Annotated in this window: 17 protein-coding genes and 2 pseudogenes; 8 read left to right on the top strand and 11 right to left on the bottom strand. The window is 67.9% G+C overall.

The window, feature by feature from the left end:
• Window positions 1-759: 759 nt before the first annotated feature.
• Together OG456_RS03320 and OG456_RS03315 are read left to right on the top strand one after the other, a co-directional pair.
• Window positions 760-1,641: pseudogene (locus tag OG456_RS03320) on the top strand (reverse transcriptase N-terminal domain-containing protein); the annotation flags it as partial.
• 600 nt (window positions 1,642-2,241) lie between these two features.
• Complete coding sequence (locus OG456_RS03315; RefSeq protein ID WP_323136289.1) at window positions 2,242-2,676, top strand: hypothetical protein; 435 nt, start codon at window positions 2,242-2,244, stop codon at window positions 2,674-2,676.
• On the opposite strand, the gene OG456_RS03310 is transcribed toward OG456_RS03315, so the two are convergent.
• Window positions 2,643-3,829 (bottom strand): IS3 family transposase gene (locus OG456_RS03310; protein WP_266557049.1). Its coding sequence is split into 2 segments (ribosomal slippage): window positions 2,643-3,562 and window positions 3,562-3,829, totalling 1,188 coding nucleotides; the frame shifts between segments, so codons are not numbered across the junction. The two genes, OG456_RS03315 and OG456_RS03310, sit on opposite strands and share 34 nt — an antisense overlap.
• Before the next feature lie 7 nt (window positions 3,830-3,836).
• On the opposite strand from OG456_RS03310, the gene ltrA reads away from it, so the two are divergent.
• From ltrA to OG456_RS03295, 4 genes are all read left to right on the top strand, one after another.
• Window positions 3,837-4,964, top strand: a complete 1,128-nt coding sequence (gene ltrA / locus OG456_RS03305) for a group II intron reverse transcriptase/maturase (RefSeq protein ID WP_323136288.1) — start codon at window positions 3,837-3,839, stop codon at window positions 4,962-4,964.
• Between the two features lie 156 nt (window positions 4,965-5,120).
• The gene (locus OG456_RS50400) at window positions 5,121-5,663 is read left to right on the top strand and encodes a group II intron maturase-specific domain-containing protein (protein WP_323136287.1); all 543 of its coding nucleotides are present in this window, start codon (window positions 5,121-5,123) and stop codon (window positions 5,661-5,663) included.
• A 44-nt stretch (window positions 5,664-5,707) separates the two neighbouring features.
• Window positions 5,708-5,971, top strand: coding sequence for an HNH endonuclease (locus OG456_RS50395; RefSeq protein ID WP_323136286.1), 264 nt, complete (start codon window positions 5,708-5,710; stop codon window positions 5,969-5,971).
• Window positions 5,972-6,130: 159 nt separating this feature from the next.
• Window positions 6,131-6,661 (top strand): hypothetical protein, encoded by a 531-nt coding sequence (locus OG456_RS03295; protein WP_266557045.1) that lies wholly within the window; start codon window positions 6,131-6,133, stop codon window positions 6,659-6,661.
• Here the strand turns inward: OG456_RS03295 and OG456_RS03290 are convergent.
• From OG456_RS03290 to OG456_RS03270, 4 genes and pseudogenes are all read right to left on the bottom strand, one after another.
• Complete coding sequence (locus tag OG456_RS03290; protein WP_266557043.1) at window positions 6,654-7,814, bottom strand: serine hydrolase; 1,161 nt, start codon at window positions 7,812-7,814, stop codon at window positions 6,654-6,656. The genes OG456_RS03295 and OG456_RS03290 overlap by 8 nt on opposite strands.
• A 688-nt stretch (window positions 7,815-8,502) precedes the next feature.
• Window positions 8,503-8,820: pseudogene (locus OG456_RS03280) on the bottom strand (amidohydrolase); the annotation flags it as partial.
• 3 nt (window positions 8,821-8,823) lie between these two features.
• Window positions 8,824-11,478, bottom strand: coding sequence for a SpoIIE family protein phosphatase (locus tag OG456_RS03275; RefSeq protein ID WP_323136391.1), 2,655 nt, complete (start codon window positions 11,476-11,478; stop codon window positions 8,824-8,826).
• A gap of 914 nt (window positions 11,479-12,392) precedes the next feature.
• Window positions 12,393-12,662 carry a hypothetical protein gene (locus OG456_RS03270; protein WP_266557039.1) on the bottom strand — a complete coding sequence of 90 codons (270 nt, stop codon included), beginning with the start codon at window positions 12,660-12,662 and terminating at the stop codon, window positions 12,393-12,395.
• A 580-nt stretch (window positions 12,663-13,242) separates the two neighbouring features.
• Between OG456_RS03270 and OG456_RS03265 the strand changes: the two genes are divergently transcribed.
• Window positions 13,243-13,614: a hypothetical protein gene (locus OG456_RS03265; protein WP_323136285.1), complete on the top strand. Its 372-nt coding sequence runs from the start codon at window positions 13,243-13,245 to the stop codon at window positions 13,612-13,614.
• A gap of 191 nt (window positions 13,615-13,805) precedes the next feature.
• Here OG456_RS03265 and snpA read toward each other — a convergent pair whose 3' ends face one another.
• Window positions 13,806-14,495: a snapalysin gene (gene snpA / locus OG456_RS03260; RefSeq protein ID WP_266557037.1), complete on the bottom strand. Its 690-nt coding sequence runs from the start codon at window positions 14,493-14,495 to the stop codon at window positions 13,806-13,808.
• Window positions 14,496-15,300: 805 nt separating this feature from the next.
• Between snpA and OG456_RS03255 the strand changes: the two genes are divergently transcribed.
• Window positions 15,301-15,723: a helix-turn-helix transcriptional regulator gene (locus OG456_RS03255; RefSeq protein WP_266557035.1), complete on the top strand. Its 423-nt coding sequence runs from the start codon at window positions 15,301-15,303 to the stop codon at window positions 15,721-15,723.
• A gap of 18 nt (window positions 15,724-15,741) precedes the next feature.
• On the opposite strand, the gene OG456_RS03250 is transcribed toward OG456_RS03255, so the two are convergent.
• The 5 genes from OG456_RS03250 to OG456_RS03230 all read right to left on the bottom strand — a co-directional run bounded on the left by OG456_RS03250 (window position 15,742) and on the right by OG456_RS03230 (window position 19,663).
• On the bottom strand, window positions 15,742-15,984 hold the full coding sequence (locus tag OG456_RS03250; protein WP_266557033.1) for a hypothetical protein: 243 nt from the start codon (window positions 15,982-15,984) through the stop codon (window positions 15,742-15,744).
• 342 nt (window positions 15,985-16,326) lie between these two features.
• A complete protein-coding gene (locus tag OG456_RS03245) occupies window positions 16,327-16,620 on the bottom strand; it encodes an IS3 family transposase (protein ID WP_266569022.1) in 294 nt (97 codons plus the stop codon).
• The gene (locus OG456_RS03240; RefSeq protein ID WP_266557031.1) at window positions 16,620-16,922 is read right to left on the bottom strand and encodes a helix-turn-helix domain-containing protein; all 303 of its coding nucleotides are present in this window, start codon (window positions 16,920-16,922) and stop codon (window positions 16,620-16,622) included. The genes OG456_RS03245 and OG456_RS03240 overlap by 1 nt, the downstream gene beginning before the upstream one ends.
• A 96-nt stretch (window positions 16,923-17,018) precedes the next feature.
• The gene (locus tag OG456_RS03235; RefSeq protein WP_266557029.1) at window positions 17,019-17,696 is read right to left on the bottom strand and encodes a hypothetical protein; all 678 of its coding nucleotides are present in this window, start codon (window positions 17,694-17,696) and stop codon (window positions 17,019-17,021) included.
• A 104-nt stretch (window positions 17,697-17,800) separates the two neighbouring features.
• Complete coding sequence (locus OG456_RS03230) at window positions 17,801-19,663, bottom strand: hypothetical protein (protein WP_266557027.1); 1,863 nt, start codon at window positions 19,661-19,663, stop codon at window positions 17,801-17,803.
• Window positions 19,664-19,668: the final 5 nt, after the last annotated feature.

Here is a 19,668-nt window from a genome sequence, read left to right as displayed (position 1 = left end):
CTCCAAGGACCGCGCTTCCAGTCGGCGAACCTAGTTGGCATCAGGGCAGGTCACGAACGTTGCCTGATGCCAACTGTCGATCCCCCTGGTGTGCGACACGAAGTCGCACCAAGTAAGTAAGGACAGCCACGTGAAGGAGGTATCGATCGGCTGAACTTCGGGCCAGTGTCCAAGGCCCGTCCCCGCGCTCCCATGCGTCGCTGGTAACGGTGGGGTGTGAAGCGGAGCGTTCAAGCCCAAGGGCACCTCGGCCATCGAGGAGCAACAGGCGAGGGGAAGGCTGGACGGGCGAACGAGAGTGAACCCTCGATGATGCCCCGTGACGATACGACCGCGCGATGGCATGCGAGCGGCGGTCACAGGACCCGGTGCTGAAAGGCACCAAGCGACCTCCGGGGAACTGTGTCCGGAGGGAGGACACCGCTGGTCCCGGGGTAGAGGGGGCGCCCACCCCAGCCGCGTCTTACTGGTGCGGAACGTGGAAACCCCGACGGGGTCCAAGCCTCGGCTTGGTAGGCCTACCGCAAGGGAGGCTGAAGTCCCCGGCGGGAGAAGGAAGATCCAAGAAGCGAAGGCCGGCGGGCCGAAAGGCCAGAGGAAACCGGGAGTTGGGGCCTTCACCCGCTCTCGGATAACTCGCCGGATACGGGCCCGAGTTGGTCCGGCTTGAAAGGGCGCCCACGTGGATCAGGTGAGCCTTTGAAGTCACCACTGCAAGGAAGCCGGAACCGAGGGACAAGTTAGATACCGGAGGCGAACATGGAGGTCACGGCACCTGTCGTGACGCCCTCGCCTGCGGTGAACGGACCCGAAGACGACTTACTCGACTGGCACGGCATCGACTGGGCCACCTGCGAGGAAAACGTACGGCGACTGAGGCAGAGAATCTTCAAGGCGACGCAGGACGGGGACCTGAAGAAGGTCCGCAACTTGCAGAAGCTCATGCTGAGAAGCCGCAGCAACACACTGGTCAGCGTGAAGCGGGTGCCCCAGCAGAGCAGTGGTCGCATGACCGCTGGCATTGACGGGGAGCGAGCCCTCACGCCCAGGGCGAGAGGCGAGCTGGCGGCCGAGATCCATCGGTCGTCGAAGCCCTGGAAGGCCAGGCCGGTCAAGCGAGTGTTCATCCCGAAGAGCAACGGGAAACAGCGACCGCTCGGCATCCCGGTCATCCGTGACCGGGTCCTCCAGGCCCGCGTGAAGAACGCGCTGGAACCCGAGTGGGAAGCGCGGTTCGAGCCGAGGTCTTACGGCTTCCGGCCCGGCCGCAGCTGCCAGGACGCGATGTCCGCGATCTTCTGGACGGTGAAGGGCAAGAACCCGAAACGTCTGTGGGCCCTGGACGCGGACCTGTCGGCGGCGTTCGACCGCATCGACCATGACCACCTCGTGACCATGCTCGGCCAGTTCCCCGCCTGGGACCTGGTCGCGGACTGGCTGAAGGCGGGCGTGGTCGACCGCGGCCGGTTCGCACCGACCGAGGAGGGAACTCCTCAAGGCGGTGTGATCAGCCCGCTGTTGCTGAACGTTGCTCTGCACGGACTGGAACAGGCCGCAGGGTGCCAATACACGGTTCGGACCGGGCGCGAGCCCGGCGCCATGCCGGGCACTCCGGTGCTGGTGAGGTATGCCGACGACTTCGCGCGCCACGAGGCGCCGCACAACCGGGTGGGGGTGGAAGGACTCCACCGCCTGGCCGTCGCAGCGGCTGGGTGAAGCTGAGGGCAGCCTGATCCGGGAGACGCCGGGGAGGGTGGGAAGCAGCCCTGACAACGCCGAGACGCGTCGGCACTGCCAGACGGCGTGGGTTCGGCAAGCGAGACGAGAAGGTGTACGAGAGGAACCAGTGCCAAAGTTCCGTAAACGGCGTGCCAGCTCAAATCTGGTGGATATGGGTTGGTCAGCAGTGCGTGGGCGTCTTTCGGGTCGTCCAACTCCGAAGCCGGGGGAAGTCGCCGGTGGGGAGGCCATGGTGAATGACTGCGGCGTAGTCATGGCGATGCTGCCGGGGCAACAGCTGGGCACCTCCCTCGTCGATCGGTTGAGTGGTGAACGTGGGAACCGTCCCCGGTCGCCCTTCCTGCTGGCCATCCAGGACAGCAGTGGGCAGGTCCGTCGTCGGCTGACGGCTGTGGGGCGGGGCGGAGGCCCCGTAGTAGTCCGAGCGCGCGAGAGGCGCGTACATGGCGAAGGGGGCCAGCAAGTCAGCAGGGAGGCTGCTGGAATGCCGGGAGGTCGTTGGTGAATACCGACGAACTGGAGTGGGCCTTGATGAAGGCCGAACGCCGGGTACTGGAGATCCAGACCAAACTGCACCGTTGGGCGAACGCCGAACCTCATCGCAGGTTCGACGACCTGTTCAATCTCGTCACCGACCCAGCGTTCTTGCTGATCGCGTGGGATCGGGTGCGGGGCAACAAGGGAGCACGCACGGCCGGAGTGGACGGTCAGACCGCCTACTACGTGGAGTCCGTGCGGGGCGTCGAGGAGTTCCTCGGGGAAGTGCGGTCCGACTTGAAGAACCGCAGCTTCCGCCCGCTGCCCGTGCGGGAGCGGATGATCCCGAAACCGGGAACGGCCAAGCGCCGCCGGCTGGGCATCCTGAGCTGCCCCGAGTTTCGTAGCGGCCGGTTTCTCTGGTTTCAGGCGGCGTTTGGAGCTGCCTGCGATCGGTAGTGCCGGGCCTCGAATTCCTCGGGTGGGAGGTAGTCGAGGGCGGAGTGCAGGCGCTCGGTGTTGTACCAGCCGACCCATTGGACGACGGCACGTTCGACCTGGTCAGCGTCCCGCCAGGGGCCTTGATGCTCGATGAGCTCGGCCTTGAAGGAACCGTTGAGGGCTTCGGCCATCGCGTTGTCATAGCTGTCCGCGACGGAGCCGACAGATGCGGTCGCGCCGGCCTCAACCAGCCGCTCACCGTACCGAATTGATACGTATTGCGACCCGCGGTCGCTGTGATGAATCAGACCCGAGCCCTTCTTGATTCCCCGCCGCCACAAGGCCATCTCCAGTGCGTCCAGCGGGAGATCGGTCCGCATGTGGGTGGCGAGCTGCCATCCGACGATCATCCGCGAGTACACGTCCAGGACGAAGGCGACGTATACCCAGCCCGACCAGGTGCGGATATAGGTGAGGTCGGCGACCCACAGCTGGTTCGGCCGGCTCGCGGTGAAGCGCCGGTTGACCAGATCGGGCGGCCTGGGCGCGGTCGGCTCGGGGATCGTGGTGCGGCGCCGCTGCCCGCGGATCACGCCTTCCAGGCCGTCTTCGCGCATGAGGCGCTCGATGGTGCAGCGGGCCGTGGTGATGCCCTCGCGCCGCAGCTGGCGGTGGATGCGCCGGGCTCCGTAGGTCTCGCCGGACGTGTCATGGATGCGCCGGATGTGCTCGATGAGCTGTTCGTCGCGCAGGCGCCGGGCGGACTTCGGGCGCCGACGGCGGGCATTGAATGCCGAGACCGAGAGGTCCAGTTCCCGGCATACGGGCTCGACCCCGAAGTCGTCGCGGAGGTGGTTGATCACCGCGTCAGCCTCGTGCGGGGCTGGTCGAGCTCCTTCGCGAAAAACACCGAGGCGGCCTTCAGGATCTCGTTTGCCCGACGCAACTCGGCTATTTCTTTGCGGAGTTGGGTCAGCTCGGTCCGTTCGGCGGTGGTCAGCAGATCAGGCCGGTCACCCTTGTCCGCCTCGGCCTGGCGGACCCAGCCGCGCAGGGCCTCCTTGTGGATGCCCAGGTCCTTCGCGACATGAGCGACCGGACGGCCCGAGGTCTGGACTTCGCGGACGGCTCGCTCACGCAGCTCGTCGGGGTACTTCCGTGGTGCAGGCATCGGACCTGTGTTCTCCCATCTGCCGAGGCGATCATGCCTGGCTTCAGGGCCGCTACAAAATCCGGTTCAGCTCATCCCGACCGTTCGGGACCGGGTGGTCCAAGCGTCCCTGAAGCTGGTGCTGGAACCGATCTACGAAGCGGAGTTCCATCCGTGTTCGTACGGCTTCCGGCCAGAAAGGCGAACACACGACGCAGTCGCGGAGATGAGGCTGCTGGCGTCCAACTCCTATGAGTGGGTGCTGGAGGCCGACATCGCCGCGTGCTTCGACGAGATCTCGCACCCGGACCTGATGGACCGGCTGCGGCATCGGATCGGGGACAAACGGGTGCTCGCCGTGGTGAAGGCGTTCCTGAAGGCCGGGATCCTGTCGGAGACCGGGAACATCAGGGACACCGACACCGGAACCCCGCAAGGGGGCATCCTTTCTCCTCTGCTGGCCAATGTGGCCCTGTCCGCTCTTGACGAGCACTTCGCGGCGAAGTGGACAGACCGCGTGGAGCGGGCCAGGCGTCGCCGTCACGGACTCGCCAACTACCGGCTTATCCGGTACGCAGACGATTTCGCGATCATGGTGTCTGGCACCAGGGCGCATGCCGAAGCGCTCCTCGACGAGGTGGCCGAGGTGCTGTCCAGGCTCGGGCTGAGGCTCGCGATGGACAAGACGAGGGTGGTCCATATCGACGAAGGTCTCGACTTTCTCGGCTGGCGCATCCAGCGTCACCGCAAGCGAGGCACCAGCAAGTACTACGTCTACACCTACCCCGCGCAGAAGGCCGTAAGGTCGTGCGCCGGGAAGATCAAGGCGATTTGCTGGCAGGACGTGAACCTGCCGCTCGAAGCTCTGATCAAGCAGCTCAATTCGCTGCTGCGGGGTTGGACTGCCTACTTCCGGCCGGGGGTGTCCCACCGGGCCTTCGAGTTCCTGCGTGCTGTCGTCTGGCGGCAGGTCTTCGGATGGCTCCGGCGAAAGCACCGGAAGACCAGTTGGAAGGAACTCCGCCGCCGATACTGCCGGGGCGGCTGGTGGCCCGTCGACGGAGAGAAGAAGCTGTTCAACCCGGCCGCGGTGCGGACAACCCGCTACCGCTACCGAGGAGCGGCCATTCCCTCTCCGTGGCCGAGTACGGCATGAGGAAAACCCGTGTGTCCGAAGGGATTTGTGGAGAGCCCGGTGCCTAGCAATAGGCACGCCGGGTTCGGAGGGCGGCCCGAGGAAACGGGCTGGTTGAAAGGCCAGTACCGCGCCTCGGGTCGACCCTACGTCGTTCTCTGTCACGACGAGGAACAGGTGCACCAGGTCAGGGCCCGGCTGGAGGACTGGCTGGAGCCGAGGGGTCTTCGCTTCAACGAGGAGAAGACCCAGGTCGTCCACCTCGATAAGGGGTTCGACTTCCTCGGTTTCACCGTCCGCCGAACGGGCGGCAAGCTGATCATCAAGCCGAGCACAGCGGCTTGCGCGAGGCTCCGGGCGCGGCTGCGGACCGAGGTGAAGACCCTGCACGGGTCCAATGCCGAGGCCGTATTGCGCAGGCTGATCCCGATCGTTCGCGGTTGGGCCGCCTACTACCGGGCGGTGGCGTCCACGACGACGTTCACGTCGCTGGATCACTACTTGTGGCGGCTGACCTTCAAATGGTCCAGGCGCCGTCACCGCAACAAGTCGAGGTACTGGATCGTGGACCGGTACTTCGGCCAGTTCCACCCGTCCCGGCGTGACCGGTGGGTGTTCGGCGACCGCGACAGCGGTGCCTTCCTCATCAAATTCGCCTGGACCGGCATCGTCCGCCACCAACTCGTCAAGGGCGGAGCGTCCCGGACGACCCCGCGCTGACCGAGTACTGGCGGGACCGCCGCCGGAAGAAGGCGCCGCCGCCGATGGACAAGACGAGTCTTCTCCTGGCGGTCCGGCAGCAGGGGCACTGCCCTCTCTGCAAGCAGGCGCTGATCGTCGGAGCCGAGTACGAACCGGACAGCCCACGCGAGTGGATCAACTGGTTCGCGGCCTCGAAGAAGATGCTCCACAAGCATCACTTCACCTACCGGCGAGACGGCGGCACGGACGAGCGGAACAACCTTCGCCTCGTGCACTCCGAATGCCACCGCCAGCATCACGCGGGCGACAGCAAACGGGCCACATGACTCTGCTGACCTGCGAAGCCCTTGGGGCTTGCTTGAGCCGGATGCACTGAAAGGTGCACGTCCGGTTCTGAGGGGGCCGGGTCACGGCAACGTGATCCGGCTACCCGACCGCACGAGGGCGAGTTTTGAACACGTTCAAGTAGGGCGTACGCTCCTGCCATGAGCGACAGTGGTGACAGAGTCGCCCTTCTCAAGGGCATCCGTGCGTGGCTGGTCCTCTTCGTCGTCTGTCTCGTGCTGAGCGGGGCGACGGCCTTCCCTCTGGTGCACGAACTGCACTGGACCGAGGACCTGTTGAGGTCCTTGTCCGTGCCGGAGCACCTGCCCGCGCTCATGGACTGGATCGAGCGCGTACGGCAGGGGATCGACGTCGCCGACGAGCAGTACCCCTTCCTGCTGTACGGCACGGACTGGCTGGCGTTCGCGCACCTCGTGATCGCCGTCGCCTTCTACGGGCCCTACCGCGACCCGGTCCGCAACATCTGGGTCGTCGAGTTCGCGATGATCGCCTGCGCCGGCATCGTCCCGCTCGCCCTGATCTGCGGACCGCTCCGCGGCATCCCCTTCTGGTGGTCGGTCATCGACATGTCCTTCGGGGTCTTCGGGGTGATACCGCTGTATGTCGTGCGCAGGAAGATCAAACGGCTGGAGGCGCTCACCTCGCCTGCGCCGCTTGCCATGACTACTTGAGCGCCGCCAGCGCGATCCGCTGGGCCACCGGGTTCATCGACTCGCCCTTCGCGTCCGTGGAGTTGACCGAGTAGACGAGGGTGCGGGAGAGGTCGCGGGTGGCCACGACGACCGCGCTGTAGCCGTAGCGGGCGCCCGACTTGAGCCAGTACACCTCGCCCCCGTACTCGAAGCGCTGGAGCCCGGCGCTCATGTCGGCCCCCTCGATGTTCGAGGGGACGGTGAACATCTCCTCCAGCTGCGGCTTCGGGACGATCTCGCCCCGGAAGAGGTGGGTGATCAGCCGCTCCAGGTCCGCCGTCGTGGAGATCATGTCGCCCGCCGCCCAGCGGTCCGCCTGGTTCCACTCGGTGACGTCGACGAACTTCGTCGTACCGTCCGCCTGCTTCACCGCCTGGTAGCCGTGGTTGTGCGGTCCGTGGATGCGGGGGTCGGTGCCGGGGAAGTACGTGTGGTGCATTCCGGCGGGGCGCAGTACGCGCCGGGCGGCCTCGCCGGCGTACGAGTGTCCCGTGACCTTCTCGATCAGCATGCCGAGGATCGTGTAGTTGATGTTCAAGTACTCCTGCTGCTCGCCCGGGTCGAACTCCGGGCCCTTCGCCACCGCCGAGGCGACGACCTGCTTCGGCGTGAGCGTGTCGAAGCGGTGCGCGTACGCGTCCTCGAAGGCGTCGCCGAAGCCGTCGCCCGACCGGATCCCGCTGGTGTGGTTCAGCAACTGCCGTACGGTGACGGGCTTGAAGGCGGACGACAGGAGCCCGGGAAGATAATGCTGCACCGGGGTGCCCAGGTCGACCTTGTCCTCCGCCGCGAGTTGCAGCACCACCGCCGCCGTGACCACCTTCGTGGTCGAACCGGCGCGGAAGAGCGCGTTCGGGTCCGCCTTCCGGCCGCTCGCGAGATCGTGCACCCCGGCGCTCCCGCGCCATGTCCCGTCGCTGCCGCCGACCCGTACGAGCGCGGCCGTCGCGTCGGAGTCCGGCAGCGAGGCGAGCGCGGCGCGGAGGGCCTCGGCGTCCGGGCCGGTGGTGGCGTGAGCGGCCGTGGCGGACCCGGCGGGGGAGGCGAAGGCGGGGGCGGCGAGCGGTCCGGCCGTCAGGCCGAGGACGAGGGCTGCGGCCACGGCGGTGAGGGTACGACTGCGCGTCTTCATCTGCTGCTCCTGGTGTGGACGAACGATGTGATCATCCTGCGGCTGCCCGTACGCCTGCGGATCGTCGGCGAGGAGGGCTCCACCCCTGGTGCGGGCCCGGAGTAACTGCTCTGTGATGACGGGGTGTTGTGGGGGATCGCCCCTAGGTGCGCCTGCCGAAAGGTCCATCCACGCAGTTCAGGCGGCACGTTGGTATCGTTGAGGACTCCGCCAAGGCAGTTTCTTCGGCGTACGTCGAGGTGGGAGATCTGCGCAGGGGCGAGCGGTGCGGGGACGGCATTGCGGGTGCCGATTAATCGTCCGGCCTGGTCAGGCGGCATGCTGGTACTCGTGAAGGGTTCCGCCGACTCGGTCTCGGCGGTGGACCGCCAGGTGCTCGATCTGTCCTGGTTCGGTGCTCGGTTCGGACAGCGGGCGGAGTGGGCCGCCTGATGCAGGGTCCGGTGCGGCCGATGCCCGTTGTAGAAGGACTCGAACTCGCTCAGCGTGGGGAGGAGTTGGTGCTGGTTCCATAGGGGTGCGGTCCAGCAGTTCGCACCGGCAGGTTTGTATCCACCCTTCCATCACCGTGTTCATCCGGGGCATCCGGACACCGCTCTTGACGACCGCTGGCCCGGCATCGGCGGGTACGGCCCAAAATCAGCGATCAAGGCGGTCACCTGGGCGGATGACTTGTCGGCACCCGCAACTGCGGGAGCATCGGGGCAGGGGCGAACGGGCCGGGGATCAGGGCGCAGACCTGGTGGACGAGGTCGTTGCAGATCCGTGCCCACGCCTGCGAGGTCTCGAAGCCGCCGATGTGGTGGCTCATAAAGGATGTGGTGGCTCATAAAGAAGGCACGCGGCGCGAAGACGGTGAGGTCGATGCGCGCGCGTCCATGAGCCGGGACCGGATGGTCTCGATCGCCGTGCGCAGCTCGTCGTCGCCGATGTGCGGCCCGCACGGGACAGGGGCTGCGAGGGACGGGTCGGCAAGGACGGCTGCCTGGCGCTCGCGCCAGTTGCCTGCTCATTCGTCCCATTGGCCAAGGAGGATGTCGGCCAGGTCGGTGCCGGGTTCTGCGGCTCCGCCGTGCAGGGCTTGTTCTGCCCAGATGATCTTGCCGTGGGCGGTGTACCGGGTGCCCCAGCGCCCAGCGAACTGGGCGATCAGGAACAGTCCCCGGCCGCCCTCGTCGGTGGCCGCCGCTCGCCGCAGATGCGGCGAGGTGCTGGAGTCGTCGGCGACCTCGCAGATCAGATTGCTGCTGTCGTACAGCAGGCGCAGCCGTATGGGCTGGGCGCCGTACCGGATGGCGTTCGTGACCAGCTCGCTGACGATCAGTTCGGCGGTGAAGGCCAGCTGGTCCAGGCCCCAGGTCTCCAGCTGACGGGTGACACCGGCGCGGACGCGGGAGACGGCCTCTGGATCGGAGGGTATGTCCCAGTCAGCGACTTGGTCGGGGTTCAGCAGCCGGGTGCGGGCGATGAGCAGGACGACGTCGTCTTGGGGGCGTTCGGGGAGCAGTGCGTCGATGACTGCCTGGCAGGTCTGTTCCGGGGTGTGGTCGTGATGGGACAGGGCGCCCAGCAGGAGGTCCAGGCTGGTGTCGAGATCACGGTCGCGGTCCTCGAGCAGCCCGTCGGTGAACAGGGCCAGCCGGCTGCCCTCGGGCAGCCGCAGTGCGGCGGTTTCGAACGGGAGAGCGCCACCGAGGCCGAGGGGTGGTGAGACGGGGGTGTCGGGGAAGGCGACGGTGCCGTCGGGCTGGGCCAGGGCGGGACCGAAGTGGCCGGCGTGCGCGATGGTGCACCTACCCGAGACCGGGTCGTAGATCGCGTACAGGCAGGTGGCGCCGGTGATCTGCTGCCCGTCCTCCTCGGCGGCCTCGTCGGCGTCGATTCGGGTGACCAGCTCGTCCAGGTGGGCCAGCAGCTCGTCAGGGGCCATGTCCAGGGCGGAGAAGTTGTGCACGGCGGTGCGCAGGCGGCCCATGGTGGCCACCGCGTGCACTCCGTGACCGACGACGTCGCCGACGACCAGGGCCACCCGGGCGCCGGGCAGTGGGATGACGTCGAACCAATCCCCGCTCACCCACGCCTGCGCGGGCAGATAGCGATGGGAGACCTCCAGGGCACTGACCTCCGGGAGTCCCCGCGGGAGCAGGCTGCGCTGCAGGGCGACGGCCATGGTGCGCTCGTGGGTGTAGCGACGGGCGTTGTCGATGGCCACCGCCGCCCGGGCGGCCAGTTCCTCGGCAAAGGACCGATCCTCCTCCCCGAAGGCCTCGAGGGTCTCGGCGCGCCAGAAGTCGGCCAGCCCCAGCACCACGCCGCGGGCCCGCAGCGGCACGCTGATCAGCGAGTGGACGCCATAGTCCAGGATCCGCCGGGCCCGCTCGGGATGCTGGGCCTGCCAACGGTACGCCGTGCGCAAGTCCACCTCGAGGACCGCCCGGCCGCTCGCCACGTCCGACGCCATCGGAGCCATGAGCGCGAATGTGACGAGTTCACCCACCGGGTGGAACGGCGAGTTCTGCCGGACGCCACTGACCGCTGCGCGCCGCATAGCGGTGCTCCCCTCGGGGGGCTCGTCGCCCCGCAGAACCGGCTCCAGCAGCTCAACGGTGACCACGTCGGCGAAGCGCGGAACCGCCACCTCGGCGAGCTCCTGGGCGGTGCGCGCCACATCCAGTGTGGTGCCGATCCGCACCCCCGCGTCGTAGAGCAGTTTCAAACGCTCCCCGGCCGCCTCGGCCCTGCCCGCAAGAGCCCGCAGCTCGGTGGTATCCCGCAATGTCACCGCGCTACCGGCAATCCCTCCGTAGGGGCCGGTCGACCGTACATTCACCGCCAGCAGACGGTCGCCCGCCAGATGCACTTCATCGGTCGCCCCTCGCCCGGAGACCAACAATTCGGCCATGGGCGGCTCCAGACCGAGGGCCGTGACATGGCGACGCTCCGCGTCCGCAGGCAGGTCGAGCAGTCGCCGTGCCTCGTCGTTGGCCAGCAGCAGCAGCCCGTCGTCACCGATGATCAGCACGCCCTCCCGCACCGAGTGCAATACCGCGTCGTTGTGCTCGTACATGCGCGTGATCTCGGCCGGCCCGAGGCCGCGGGTCTGACGCAGCAGCCGTCGACTGAGAACCGCCGCTCCGCCCGTGGTGACGGCCACCGCGCCGGCCGCAGCGCCCACCACGGCTGGCAACTGCGCTGCAACCCTGTCGCCGACATGCTCAAGCGTGATCCCGGCGCCGACCGCGCCGACCACCGTCCCAGATGGTTCCTTGACGGGGATGAAGACCCGAACCTGAGGGCCGAGAGAGCCAACACCTTTCTCCCGTACGGTTCGGCCAGCCAGCAAAGGAGCCATGTTGGTAGCGGTGTGGCGGCCTGGGCGACCCGTACGGGAGGCAAGGGCGTAGTAGATTCCGTCCCGGTTCAGAACGCCCAGGAAGTCCACGCCGGAGCCCTTCCAGGCCTCCTCGACTCTCGGCTTTAGCACTGCGGTGGGGTCGGGCGACCTCAGGGCGCCCAGGAGCCCCGGAGAGCTGGCAAGGCCCTGCGCGACAGCGAGTGATTGATTGCCGGCCGCATGGGTGCTCTCGCGCTGGGTCGTCAGTGCGAGCATCACCACGGCTCCGACGGCAAGTAGTAGCACCACCGCCACTTGCAGTACGAACATCTGGCCGACGACGCTACGGACACTCAGCACCGAAGGCGGCCCCTTCCGCCGGCTGCCGGTGCCACTGCCCATGAATCGAGCGTCCGGGGAAGAACTGGGGCGGATTCGAAATCCGCACATACATCAATTGTGCGCTTGCCCCTTAATTCCTGGAGCGATCACATGCGCACGGTCACACACCGATGCCAGGAAGTGAGATACGGCAGTAGGACAGTGAGATACGGCAGTGGGGCAGTGGAATGCAGGCAAGCACACACTGCCGTACCACCCTGCCCTTGCCGACAACCTCATCCGACCAGGTCACGTGGCATGTTCGTACTTGTGGAGGAGGCCGTCGAGTCGGTGGCGTTTTCGTATGTCGAGGTGGGGGATCTGCTTGTGATGGCCCACCGGGTTGTTGTCGAAGCCTTGCCGGTCTGGCTGCGCGCAACAAGGAGGACGCCCCCGTGGCCGATGCGGGGCATCGGCGTCCGCCTGGTGCGCGACCCCGCCACCACGGACGTCGCCCGGTCCACGACTAGGGCGTTGGCTCCGCTGTCTCATCCCGTATGTAGCTGAGTTCTGCGACGCCTGGTGCCGGTGACCGGCGTCCCGGCTGCCGGGTTGTCACGCTGAGCGCGTGAGGGGAGAAGCGACACCGACAATGGAGGTGGAGTAGCGCGTGAGACGAGGCGACCAGAGCTGTATCCGTAAGGAGTCGCCGCGTGCAGCTCGACAGTCAGGTTCGCTAAGCCGCTCAGCCGTGCGGGAACCTTGAAATGTTCCGGTACGGCACCCGGGGACGACGGGCAGGCTGTCGGCGCCTGCAAGGGCGTATCGACGTGGCCAGAGCGCGTCGCCCCAGCGCACGGCCGTGGCGACGGCGGCGGAATCTTTGCGGTGACGCAGCGACGTCGGAGCCGTCGCCCCGCCGGTCAGGTCTCCATCACGGCATCGCAGTCGGGGCACACCGCGGATGCGTACTCCTCGGGATACCACGGTCCCTCAGGGTGCTCGGAGTGCTTCCAGCTGGGCGTCTCCATAGCGAAGGTGTCCTTGCCGCAGAGGGTTCGCGGTCCCGTCGCGGTGGGCGTCCCCGGGGCAGCAGGCGCCGCGTGCACCCGGCGGACGGCCCGGTCGGTACCACACGGTGTGCGCGCGGCCACTGCCTTGTCGAGCTCGTACACGATGAGGACTTCGCCCATGCCTCTACGATAGGCGGCCCATCAAGGCCCGACCCGCCCGCAGCCAGCCGGTCGGCTGCACGGAGTCGGGCGCCGGTTCGAGTCCGGTCACTCCGAGCTCCATTCGGACCTCGTTGGCCAGCCGCAATACGCCCAAGAACGCGGTGTGTGGCGCTCGATCCTCCGGGTGATCACCCAGCCGCGCAACAGCTGTCCCCGTTCACCATCCCGTGCACCGTCACCGGGCGGGTCCGGCCCTTGACGGTGAGGTCCCGGTGATCTTGAAGGACTGCCGCGTGCCCGTGACGTGGGTGGAACCGAAGGTGATCGTGGGGTGCTCTGCAGTAGGACCTTGTTCTCCGACGTCCGTTTGATCCCGGTCCGGTCAGTATCGGTGCGTGATTTCAGCCCTTGCGCTTGCCGAAAACTCGTCCGTCCTGGTGGGAGCCGGTGGGTGAGGTCCGGGGCGTGGCAGCTGTGGCTGATGGCGCCGGGGACTCTCGCCCCGCTGACGAGAGCCGCGGCATGTGATTCACCATCCTGCTTGCGACTGGCCTACTTCGGTGTGGCGAACGCGTCTGCGATGTTGCGCCTGCTGCCGATGAGCGGTCGGGACAGGGCCGTCGAGATCCTCGCCCTGCGCCATCGGACCACGGTGTTGGAGCGCCAACTCGGCAAGGAGAAGGTGCCGTTCAGCTCCAGTGGCTGGGCGTTCCTGGCAGCGCTGCTGCACCGGCTGCCCATGGACGTGCTGCGCAGGCTGCGGCTGCTGATCCGACCGGACACGATGCTGCGCTGGCACCGCAACCTTCTCGCACGCCGCCACGCCGCCACGCCGCCAGCTCCCGCCCGAAGCACCCAGGCCGGCCGCGCACCGTGCGCTCCATCCGCGCTCTGGTCCTGCGCCTGGCCCGGGAGAATCCCCACTGGGGCTAGCGGCGCCTCCACGGCGAACTGCTGGTCCTCGGCGTGAAGGTGGCCGCCTCCACCGTCTGGGAGATCCTGCGGGAGGCCGGGATCGAGCCGTCACTGGCGATCGAGTTGATGGAGCGGCCCGGTCGGGCAGCAGGTCGCGCACGGGCCCGGCGAGCACACGTGCGGACCGCGGCCAGGCGCCACGGTCCGCACCGGCGGTGCACCGCTCAGGTGGTCAGCGGGCCTGGTTCACCGTGACCAGGTCCTGCCCGAGTCCGGGGCCTGCGCGAGTCCGGTGGCCCACAGCTGGTCGACGCGCGAGCGCTCGGTGGCGTTCGGGTAGCGGTTGGTGCAGGACGGGCCGGGGCCGCCGCCCGACATCAGCTCACTGCACGGCCCGCTGTAGTCGTCCGGCAGGCCCAGCACGTGCCCGGTCTCGTGGGTGGCGACGCGGACCGAGTCGTTCTGCCGGCTCTGGGTGTAGTCGAGGAAGATGTAGCCGCTTCCGTGGCCGTCGGTGGAGGCGTGGGACCCGTGTGGGTCGTTGCCCTCGCGGTAGGAAAAGTCGGCACCACTCGACGCCGGCTGGAGCTTGACGTTGGACTCGGAGCTGTTCCAGATCGCGGCCGCGCTCGCTATCTGCGAACGGAAGCTCGGTGCCTGGGAGGCGTTGTAGTAGAGGGTTACCGCCTGCGCGTTCGGCTGGGCGGCGCGCTTCTCGGCGACCGATTTGAGCACGGCGCCGAAGAACGCCTTGTTGTTCGCGGCCGCCTGGGCCGACCCGGCGTACCGCGCCATGGAGGTATCGGCGGCAGCGGACGGGGTGGCGGCCGTCTGGGCGCTTGCCGGCACCGCTGCGCCCAGTGCGCTGGAGGCCAGGCCCAGGCCGAGAGTGAGGGCGAGGGCGAGGGGCCTCGCGGATGTTCGAGACGACTTCATGCGGGGGCTCCTACTCGCTGGGTGACGCCGAGAGCCCGGTGTGAGGTCGACTCTGCGTGAACACCGGTTCCGAACTGCGGCGACGTCCTGTGGGTCGCCATTCTTAGAACGGCTCGACAGGGCGCACAAGGGGCCCCGCCACTACGTCGCCTCGTAGGTCTCGGCACCTCGCCAGGGCTGTGTGCGGGTCTTCGGTCCGCACATCGCGGCGAGAGGAGAAGCTGTCGCGGCGTCAGAAGCGTTACACCACGAGGCAACGGGCGTGCCGTCCGGCCGGGCGGAATCCCGGGACGCGCAGCGGGATCCGAATTAGTGCCAATACGGACAAATGCTCAAATACCCGCCATGCCACATCTACTATGCATGCCGGTAGATTCGTGGGGCGCTGTGACCGACGTCATAGAACACGGCCTTCCGTTCCTTTCGCAGGGAGCCACTCTCGGCGCTGGGCGGCATCCCTCACCCCTGAGCCGCCGCCGGAGTTCCTCGACCTCGCCGCCCTCTGCTGCGTCTCGCGCCGATTGACACCCCATAAAGGCGTGCGCGTCGCCGCGGCGGGGGAGCCAGGCGGGCAGACATCCAATAAGGGGGAGGGGGCACCTCGTGTTCGCACCAGCCCTACGCCTCCCTGCCGGAACCCCACCCCTGGTCCGTGGCCTTGACCCGGTGCGTTACCTGGGAGCGGCTCACTCGCTTCTCGGTTGACCGATAAAGCTCTCTCGCGTGATCGTCCCCCACACGCACCGACATAGACTCGATCTCGCGCGAACGCGTCAGCTTGTCGCTAGCAGGAAGAATCGATGTCGTGGCCAACGCACTGCAGGAATTGGTGAAGAGCCGGCTGGAGCAGCAGGGCTGGTCCTACGGCGACGTGGCCCGGCGCGGCGGCATCCCGCGATCCACCGTGCACCACCTGGCGACCGTCACGCACGTGGCCCGTATGCCGCAGCAAGCCACCCTCGAAGGCCTGGCCCGGGGACTGGAACTGCCCCTGGACTCGGTACGCAGAGCCGCCGCCGAAGCCTGCGGTATCCACCTCTACTTCGAGGACCCCGCCGACACCGCGTCCGACCCGGAGATCGCCACCCTCATCGCCAGCGTCCAACGCCTGTCCGATGCCGACCGCCGCCACGTCACCGCACTCGTCGAATCCCTCCTGCGCAGCACCCGCGACCGCGACGCCCCGACAGACTCCGACCCCGGCTCCGGCTCCGACTCCGGCAACTGATGGGCGGTGTCGGGCCGTTCACCGCCCGGCTCCGAGGATCCGCAGCCATCTGATCACCGTGGCCACCGTCTGGTAGTCGAGTTCGGAGATCCGGGTGACGGCGTTCAGGTCGGTGCTGCGTACCGTGACACAGGCCGCGTCCAGGGCACAGTGCAGCATCACCTGGTGCGCCTGAGTGGCCGGCAGGTCCCCTTCCATGCGCATCTGGGGGCGCAGCAGCGAGGAGATGGGCAGCGGGGGCGTGGGGTGTTCCAGGGTCATCGGGATTCCTCCGTGGATACTCCGCCCTTCAGGGTGGAGAGGAAGGGGACTCCTGCGGAGCAGGGCAGCGAGCGGGTATTCGCCCTCTGGGCGGATGCCCGTCCTACGCGCCGTCCGCGACTTGTATGCTCGACCGTGCCCGGCTGGCGATAACCAAGCTGGCCGGGTCTACCGCCGGGCTGGCGGGATGTCAGGTCTGTGGAGCTGGCGTAAGACTGCTGGGCGTACCAACGTCCCTCGCCGTTTATTCGGGGCAGCGGCTGTCGATGAAGCAGAAATGTCACTCCGCGAGGAATGAATCCCCCTGCTTCAGCTGGGGGAGATGTCAAGTTCCGGTTCCTTTCAGGAAGAAGGGGTGCCGTCACCGGCGCGCCCCTGGATACCGGCCCGGCGTATGAGGAGTTCCACCGTCCCGTGGCTGACGGCGATCCCGTACGTCTGGGTGAGTTCGCTGTGGATGCGCCGGTATCCGTGGGTGGCGCCGGAGGCTGCGTGGATGGTGGTGATGAGTTCGGTGAGCCAGGTGTGACGGATCGACCGGGCGGAGGGGCGGCGGGCGCGCCAGGTGAAGTAGCCGGACTCGGTCACTCCGAGCGCCCGGGTGGCGGTGCGCACGGGCAGCCCTTCGCTGGCCATCACGTGAACTGCCTCGAATCGCCTTTTGGGGACACCACATCGCACAGCAGCTCGGTCGCGCGCCGGAGGGCGGCGAGCTCGGACTCCAGTTCGGCGATACGCCGGCGTGCGGCCCTGAGGTCCAGGCCCGTGGAGGGTTTGGGACCTCCTCTGCTGAGGTGCGGCAGGTACCGGCGCCGCCACTGGTAGACCGTCTGGTCGCTGAGGCCGAGAGCGACGGCGACCTTCTTCACGGGCTCGCCGTCGGCGAGCAGGTCCAGGGCCTTGCGGCGCAGTTCGGGCGGATATCGCATGGGGCGCATGGGTGTCATCCGTGGGGAGGTCGGCCCCCGGGTCCGGGAGAGCGGGCCCGGGCCCGGGAGGCGGTGGGTTCCGTGGGTACGGAGCGCGGGTGGGGGCTAGTCGATGTGGCGCCGGAGGGTGACGGTGGGCCGCAAAGCCAGCGGGTTGACGGTCTCGCCGTGCGGCGCGGCCGCCACTCCCTGCTGGAGCAGGCTCACGACCTCGGCGGCCAGGGCGTCGGCGTGGCTCTTGAGGACGTCGATCGGCTCGCGGCTGCGTTCCAGAGCGGCCAGCCGCCCTTCGTATCCGGCGAGTTTGTTTCTGGTCGACGAGCTTAGTGTGAACCGGTACGGGGTCGAGACGATGAACTGGTAGGCGCCGGCGAAGGTCTCGCAGCCCTCGCAGTGGTCGTTGATGGCCTTGCTGGTGTTCGAGGCGTTGAGGCCCGCGACTCCGTTCGTGGTGACGACCTGGAAGGACAGTGCGATCGACCGGCAGGGTGCGTCGATCGAGCAGCCGACGGAGCGGGCGATCGCCCGGTTTCGTACGCCGGCGCCCAGGACCGTGCCGAGCTGATGGATCGTGAATTCCTCGTCGTGGTCGACGCGGTGTCTGGGGTTGGCCAGGGACCGTGCCTCGTCCAAGGCGATGCCGACGCCACCAGTGATGCGGGATCCGGTCGTCGCACCCGCTGGGGTCACGGTGGCGAGGCCGGTCAGGCAGACGGTGGTCAGCATGCCCAGGCGCATGGCCGTCCGGCTGACTGTGCCGGTGCGTGGTTTGCGGTGGCTCACTGAAGTTCTCCTTTTACGGGTGTATGGGCGGCACGGGGCCGGGGAGGTTCACGGGGGGTTCACCGGGGTTCGCGGCTGTCATCGGGGGTTCTGGGTCCCCGGGTTCACCAGGTGGAGGGGTCGGGGAAGCTCTCGGTGGGCAGCGGCAGGGAGGGGCTTGGCGAGGGCGGGGCCGACGGCGAGGGGCTCGATGTACCGGCCGAGGGGCTGGGGCCGGACGGCACCGGACTCTGCCTGCGGGTCGGGGTCGGGCTCGGCGTCGCCTTCTTGGGTGTCGGGGCGGCCGCCTTGGTCTCGTCCTCGGCGGAGGGGGAACCGCTCGCCGTGTCCTCGTCGGAGGGACTGGCATCGGGCGTCGGCGAGAGCAGGCTTGTCTCCGGCGACGGGCCGGTGGGGTCGGGGGAGTCCGTCTGGGCGTCGTCCTGCGGCGCCTCGTCCGAGGCCGGCGGCGTTGCCGCCGCGCGGAGCGTGGGCACACCGGGCTGGAGAATGGGGATGATGGGTGGCCGCGGAGGCAGCGGCTTGGGGGTCATCCCGCCCATCCATGCCGCGCCGAGCGCGGTGGCCGCGGTCAGTACGCCGGCGCAGATGACCAGGCGCAGCCGGAGGTTTCCCTGGGTGGTGCGGAGGGTTGCCCGCACGAGCCGCCCGGTCAGGCGCACGGTGAGATACCCGGCGCCGGCCAGGGGGCACAGGATCATGAACCCTCCGACGACGCCGACGAGTCCGGCCGCGATCTGTCCGTCGGCGAAGGCGAACCAGGTTCCGGTGGCCTGCTCGACCAGCGAACGCACCCCGGTTTCGAGCAGGCGCGGGAGGTTCCACAGGACGTAACCGAGCTCGGCGAGGATCAGCGGCACCATGGTCAGTACCCAGACGGTCACGATGACCCGTGCGGAGCGTTTGAGGCCGGCCACCTCCGGGGGGAGCGGCCGGCCCGGCAGCATGCTCAGCAGGATGGGTTTGATCTTGCCGTAGAGGTCGGGGATTCCTGCGAGGTCACCGAGGATGTAGTAGCCGTCGAGTCGGACCGCCGGCATCAGCTGTTCGAGGATCTCGAAGTGCACCAGGTAGACCGCGCCGAGGAAGAAGGGCTGGCCGGTGAGGAGGTAGGCGCCGGCCAGCCCTAGTAGGAAGACGACGTTGAAATAGACGCCGCCCAGGTCGGTGCGGATCCGGCCGGCCCGGTTGATGCGGTAGACGTCGGTGACGTCGGTGTACATGGAGGGCCAGATCAGGAAGAGGCCGAACCCGATGGTTCCGGGTCGGGCGCCCCCGTATCGGCAGGCCGAGGCGTGACCGAACTCGTGGAACACGAGCGAAGCTACGATCAGTGCGAAGACGGCCAGCATCAGGATGGGTTGTTCCAGCACCTGGAGCACCGGCTGCATTGCGCCGTGGTAGCCGAACAGCCAGACGTCCAGCACGGTGACCGCTGCCAGCACCAGGGCAACCATCGGGGGCCGGTGCAGCCAGGCCAGTGCCCTGGCGATGCGGGCGACCTGCCGCTCGCGGAAGATCACCCGGTGGCCTTTGAGGACCAGGAGGAGGTCGGACCGGGGACCGGCGACGACCTGCTCGTCCGCCTGTCCGAACGGGACGGTGAGGCCGAGCGGTTGGAGTTTGTGCTCCACGAGGTAGTGGATGTTGTCCGCGCTGAGCTCGCGCCCGAAGCGGCCGCTGACCCGGTGGGAGATGGCCTCGGTGTCGCGTACGCCGTCGATGGCTTCGACCACGAGGTAGAGCAGTGGGGAGAGCTGGACCACCTGTCCGTCCTGCCGGCGGACCAGGTACTTGCGTTCTGTGAAGCCGGATCCCTGGTACTCGCCCAGGCGTTGAAGTCCTGAGCCGAGTCGCGGGACGGGGAAGCGCGGTTCCTCGTACACGTCCCCGAAAAACGTTTTGTCTGTGTCCCGGACCGCCGTCCCCATGGGAGCGGGGTCATGGGCCCCCTGACCCTTGGCCATCGTCC

Source organism: Streptomyces sp. NBC_01446 (assembly GCF_026340095.1).
In the GTDB taxonomy this organism is placed as follows: Bacteria; Actinomycetota; Actinomycetes; order Streptomycetales; family Streptomycetaceae; genus Streptomyces; species Streptomyces aureus.
This window is presented reverse-complemented; position numbering and strand designations above follow the sequence as displayed.

Bases quoted from the DNA above. Each gene is read 5' to 3' on its own strand.
- OG456_RS03245 (WP_266569022.1), bottom strand. From the start codon at position 16,620: ATGGCCAGCGAAGGGCTGCCCGTGCGCACCGCCACCCGGGCGCTCGGA.
- OG456_RS03290 (WP_266557043.1), bottom strand. From the start codon at position 7,814: ATGAAGACGCGCAGTCGTACCCTCACCGCCGTGGCCGCAGCCCTCGTC.
- OG456_RS03265 (WP_323136285.1), top strand. From the start codon at position 13,243: ATGAGCGGTCGGGACAGGGCCGTCGAGATCCTCGCCCTGCGCCATCGG.
- snpA (WP_266557037.1), bottom strand. From the start codon at position 14,495: ATGAAGTCGTCTCGAACATCCGCGAGGCCCCTCGCCCTCGCCCTCACT.
- OG456_RS03295 (WP_266557045.1), top strand. From the start codon at position 6,131: ATGAGCGACAGTGGTGACAGAGTCGCCCTTCTCAAGGGCATCCGTGCG.
- OG456_RS03240 (WP_266557031.1), bottom strand. From the start codon at position 16,922: ATGCGCCCCATGCGATATCCGCCCGAACTGCGCCGCAAGGCCCTGGAC.
- OG456_RS03250 (WP_266557033.1), bottom strand. From the start codon at position 15,984: ATGACCCTGGAACACCCCACGCCCCCGCTGCCCATCTCCTCGCTGCTG.
- OG456_RS03230 (WP_266557027.1), bottom strand. From the start codon at position 19,663: ATGGCCAAGGGTCAGGGGGCCCATGACCCCGCTCCCATGGGGACGGCG.
- OG456_RS03270 (WP_266557039.1), bottom strand. From the start codon at position 12,662: ATGGGCGAAGTCCTCATCGTGTACGAGCTCGACAAGGCAGTGGCCGCG.
- OG456_RS50395 (WP_323136286.1), top strand. From the start codon at position 5,708: ATGGACAAGACGAGTCTTCTCCTGGCGGTCCGGCAGCAGGGGCACTGC.
- OG456_RS03275 (WP_323136391.1), bottom strand. From the start codon at position 11,478: ATGTTCGTACTGCAAGTGGCGGTGGTGCTACTACTTGCCGTCGGAGCC.